The following is a 5,140-nucleotide window of genomic DNA, read 5'->3' as shown; positions in this document are numbered from 1 at the left end:
GACACTTATTCCTTTTTTGGGCGTTTAGAAATTATATAAAGAGGTAAAGTAAAGTTATGAGTAAAAACACATTGGATAAACAATACAACCCTGCGGCTATAGAGGGTGCGATATACGATAAATGGGAAAAGGGAGGATATTTCAAACCTGAGATAAACAAAGACGGAAAGCCCTTTACTATTATAATGCCGCCTCCGAATATTACGGGAAAGCTTCATATAGGACATGCTTTTGACGATACTCTTCAGGATATTCTTATAAGATACAAAAGAATGAAAGGGTATGCCGCTCTTTGGGTGCCGGGAGAAGACCATGCCAGTATTGCAACTGAAGTAAAAGTGGTAGACAAAATAAAATCAGAAACAGGCAAAACCAAAAGAGATTTGGGAAGAGAAGGATTCTTGGAAGAAGCTTGGGACTGGGCAAAAACCTACAGGAAAGAGATTGCGAACCAGGTAAGAAAACTAGGTGCTTCTTGTGATTGGTCAAGAGAAAGATTTACCATGGATGAAGGAGTAAGCGAAGCGGTAAAAGAAACATTTGTAAGGCTCTATGAAAAAGGGCTTATTTACAGAGGAAACAGGATAATAAACTGGTGTCCGTGCTGTGGTACAGCTCTTAGCGATGCGGAAGTTGAATATGAAGAGCAGAAAGGACACTTGTGGCATATAAAATATCCTATAAAAGACAGTGACGAGTATGTTGTAATTGCGACAACAAGACCTGAAACAATGCTCGGTGACAGTGCCGTTGCGATAAATCCCGATGATGAAAGATATACTCATCTAAGAGGTAAAAAGTTAATTTTGCCTCTTGTAAACAAGGAAATTCCTATTGTATTTGATGATTATGTAGATAAACAGTTCGGTACGGGATGTGTTAAAATAACTCCTTGTCATGATCCTAACGACTTTGAAGTGGGTTTAAGACATAATCTTGAGCAGATAAGAGTATTTAATGATGACGGAACAATAAACGAACTTGGCGGAAAATATCAAGGGTTAACAACAAAAGAAGCCAGAAAACAAATCGTTAAAGATTTGGAGGAGCTTGGGCTTCTTGAAAAAATAGAAGACCATATGCATAACGTAGGTACGTGTTACAGATGCGGCACTACTGTTGAGCCTTTGACTTCTCTTCAGTGGTTTGTAAAAATGGAGCCACTTGCAAAACCCGCAATTGAAACTGTTAAAGATGGCGAAGTAAAGTTTGTCCCTGACAGATTCAAGAAGATTTATTTCAACTGGATGGAAAACATTAAGGACTGGTGTATTTCGAGACAGTTGTGGTGGGGACACAGAATTCCCGCATATTATTGTGAAGAGTGTGGGGAGACCGTTGTAAGCAAGAGTGCACCTGATAAATGTCCAAAATGCGGATGCACAACGTTAAAACAGGATGAAGATGCCCTTGATACATGGTTCTCTTCTGCATTATGGCCGTTTTCAACTTTGGGATGGCCGGAAAATACCGAGGATCTTGAAAAGTTCTATCCAAACGATGTTTTGGTAACCGGCTTTGATATTATTTTCTTCTGGGTTGCTAGAATGGTATTTTCGGGAATAGAACAAATGGGTAGACCTCCTTTCCACCATGTGTATATTCACGGGTTGGTCAGAGACTCACAAGGTAGAAAAATGAGCAAATCCCTCGGAAATGGTATTGACCCATTGGAAGTAATTGATAAATACGGTGCAGATGTTCTTCGTTTTTCTCTTGTTACGGGAAACAAAGCAGGTAACGATACAAGATGGCAGGAAAGCAAGGTAGAAGCAAACAGAAACTTTGCAAACAAAATAAACAATGCCGCAAGATTTATTTTAATGAATCTTGAAGATTTTGACGCGGGAAAAGAAGTTGATTTAGATACACTTCATGATACGGATAAATGGATAATTTCAAGAAAGAATCAGATTGTTAAAGAAGTTACCGCCAATATTGAAAAATACGAATTCGGTATTGCCGCAGAAAAACTTTATACTTTTATTTGGAATGAATTCTGTGATTTATACATTGAATTTGCGAAACCAAGATTAAATTCAGACAATATAGATGATAAGTTTAACACTCAATATACTTTAAATCATGTATTTATGGATATAATAAAAATGCTTCATCCTTACATGCCGTTTATCACAGAACACATATATGCGTTTATGCCTGAAAAAGATGGTATGTTGATTGCCGAAAGTTATCCTGAATATGACGAAAAATACAACTTTGAAAAAGAAGAACAGGATATAAGCATTATCGTGGAAGCATTAAGATCCGTAAGAAATGCAAGAGCGAACATGGATATTCCGCCTTCAAAAAAGGCCGATGGATATATTCTTTCGAATGACGATGAAATGAAGAGTGTTTTTGCTTCAAGCAAAGATATTTTATGCAAGCTTGCGAGCTTTAAAGATATAAGTTTTATCGACAGTGAATATGATAAAGAAGAAAGCCTCAGTATTGTCGTGGAAGGGGCAAAAATATTTATTCCTATGGGAGAACTTATAGACAGAGAAAAAGAGCTTGAAAGACTTGAGAAGGAAGAAAAGAAGCTTATCGGTGAAATAGAAAGACTTGATAAGAAGCTTTCAAACAAAAACTTTGTGGATAAAGCTCCTCAAAATGTAGTTGAAGGGGAAAGGGAAAAATACAAAAAATATGAGTCTTTGCTTTTGGAAGTACGTGAAAGTTTAGATAAGTTAAAATAAAAGGAGTGCTTTTGCACTCTTTTTATTTTTTGAACAATACTTATAATATATCGATTTTAAACGGAGTTAACTTTGTACGGTATGACGGCAAGCACAGTGATAACCGGTCAGTGGGGACAGTAATATTTATGTAAGTAAAACATTATATATATATTTAATATGGTGTGTCCTATTTATAATGAATGATGAGGTAAATAGTTCCAAAAGAAGTCAAAAGAGTGAAAGTATCAAAATCTATGATATGTGGTGATATGATATCGGGTGAACTTAAAAATGCAATATGTATAAACTATATAATCGGTATTTAGTTATAATAATAAGATGTTTATGAATATTTTAAGTACATGGTGAACATAGGATGTATATTTTATCTTTTATTGAATATAGGGTAAATAAAAAGCCAATATCAAGAGTACAAGTCTTATCCTAAGGCGTTAAATCTCTTGATACGGCTTTTTTATTATGGATTATAATAAACAAAGATAAATAACTTTGTTAACTTTTAAGGTGAATTCGGATTAACGGTTATATTTGATAGTCGTAAATGAAAAAATTCATTTTTGCCTGTTGTCCTTTGATATTAAAGTTATGTTCTCGTTCGCAGCGACGCTTCATTCCTTGATGTTCGTAAAAACCGAAGTTACAGCTTGTATCCGTAAACAGATAAAACTCATCAAGGTTTTGTTCTTTTATATACTCGGTTGCAGTTTGAAATAGTTGTTTGCCGACTCCTTTTCCTCTGCAAGAATCATCAACCGCAAATAATGCAAGTTCGGCAGGATAAGTTTTGTCAACATCGGTTAAAAGTTCTTTATCAATACCATTTACACTTTCAAATATTTTTGATACTTTTCGTCCCTCTTTAGAAAGATACAGCGATATAATAGACTGAATCTGCTTTAATCTGTATTTTAAAGGACACTTATGTGTTGCTGCATTTTTTGCCAGGATAATGCCAATCGGCTTATCATTTAACAAAGCAACTCTTGAAAAAGTATGGTTTGTTAAACAGCTGCTTAAAAATACTCTGGCCAACTTTTTTGCCGTTTTGGGACTGCTGAATTCATCATAATGCCATGTTTTACGGATAATATTCTCCAGTTCTTTAAAATCTTTATTTTGATATTCTCTTAATGTGATTTCCATTTTTAATTCTCCTTGTTATTTTTGTCTGTACTGGGTATAATAAACTATACAGTTACTGTAATGTCAATAGGGGAGTTATATAAAATGAAAAAAAATGATATTAGATTAACAATCTCACAATTTGCGAAATTACACGGAGTAAATAAAAGGACACTTCACTATTATGACGATATAGGGCTTTTTTCTCCCAATACAAAAGGAGAGAATGGGTATAGGTATTACGGTTTGTCACAAAGTATGGATTTTGATTATATCCGTATGTTGAAAGAACTGAATATGAGTATTGAAGAAATCAGAGAATTTTGCAAAAATCCCACTTCTGATGCTTTTATTGAGATTGCAGATTCTAAAATAAAAGAAGTTGATGATGAAATCAGAAAAATGAAAAATATTAAAAAAGTATTGAAGGCTAAAAAAGGTAATTTGATCTTTTGTGAAAAATTAAAGGGAAGAGTTATCAGAATTGAAGAGCAACGGGCTGAGAGTATTTTGATTACTCCTTATGATTTTATGGATGGGGATATATCAGAGATGTTTACATATATTAAAGACATATGGAGTATTGAACAAATTCGTATGGGTATTGGAGCATTTATATCTCTTGATAAAGTTATTAATGAAAACTTTGAAAAATATGACGGTCTTTATGTCCCGGCTTTAAGTGTTTCTTCATCGGCAAATAAAATAATTAAACCTAAAGGAAAGTATTTATGTGGTTATCAAAAAGGTAGTTGGGATAAGTTGCCGCTTATATATAAGGAAATGATTGATTATGCCAAGAAAAATAATTTGACACTTGAAGGATATGCTTATGAGATAGGGTTAAATGAATTTGCAATATCTGATTTTTCGGAATACGTTACTAAGATTATGATTAAGATTGAAGATGAACTTTGATTTTATAGAGGAATGTTATATATTTACTATTCACGTTATAAATATATGTTTTTTATAAAAAGGGTAATGCTTTTAGTATTTTATGATTAAGTAACGATATTGATTGTGAAGGTATTTTTTATCTTTTCTTCTAAAGAAAAAAACATAAACTGATAATTGAAGTTTGTATTTTTAATGTTATATAAAATTTGTATTAAAGGTTCGCTTACGATTATTGGGTATATAGAGCATGGACTTTAACGGTAGTACACGGTTTTGCCTTAATATTTAAGTTTTAATGCTTTATTTTTATTCTGTTTTGTATTAATTGTATATATTTCATGGTTTAAATATCAAACGAAAATTTGCAAAGGAAGGTTGTAAAAATCGGAAAACATTCAACATAAGAAAGCAAT

3 protein-coding genes are annotated in these 5,140 nt (G+C 33.3%); 2 read left to right on the top strand and 1 reads right to left on the bottom strand.

The annotated features are described in order from the left end of the window. The first annotated feature begins 56 nt into the window (after positions 1-56). The gene (locus QZ357_RS04570) at positions 57-2,702 is read left to right on the top strand and encodes a valine--tRNA ligase (protein WP_290772393.1); all 2,646 of its coding nucleotides are present in this window, start codon (positions 57-59) and stop codon (positions 2,700-2,702) included. Between the two features lie 525 nt (positions 2,703-3,227). Here QZ357_RS04570 and QZ357_RS04565 read toward each other — a convergent pair. Further along, on the bottom strand, positions 3,228-3,848 hold the full coding sequence (locus QZ357_RS04565; RefSeq protein WP_290772390.1) for a GNAT family N-acetyltransferase: 621 nt from the start codon (positions 3,846-3,848) through the stop codon (positions 3,228-3,230). Positions 3,849-3,932: 84 nt separating this feature from the next. Here QZ357_RS04565 and QZ357_RS04560 point away from each other — a divergent pair, with 84 nt between their 5' ends. Next, positions 3,933-4,745, top strand: a complete 813-nt coding sequence (locus QZ357_RS04560) for a MerR family transcriptional regulator (RefSeq protein WP_290772386.1) — start codon at positions 3,933-3,935, stop codon at positions 4,743-4,745. Positions 4,746-5,140: the final 395 nt, after the last annotated feature.

The sequence above is a fragment of the Anaerofustis sp. genome (genome assembly GCF_019420015.1).
Lineage (GTDB): Bacteria > Bacillota > Clostridia > Eubacteriales > Anaerofustaceae > Anaerofustis.
The sequence above is the reverse complement of the archived record's forward strand: the minus strand, read 5'-3'. Positions and strand labels throughout refer to the sequence as shown.

What these genes read in the sequence shown, in the direction of transcription:
- QZ357_RS04560 (WP_290772386.1), top strand. Translation starts at nt 3,933, where the DNA reads ATGAAAAAAAATGATATTAGATTAACAATCTCACAATTTGCGAAATTA.
- QZ357_RS04565 (WP_290772390.1), bottom strand. Translation starts at nt 3,848, where the DNA reads ATGGAAATCACATTAAGAGAATATCAAAATAAAGATTTTAAAGAACTG.
- QZ357_RS04570 (WP_290772393.1), top strand. Translation starts at nt 57, where the DNA reads ATGAGTAAAAACACATTGGATAAACAATACAACCCTGCGGCTATAGAG.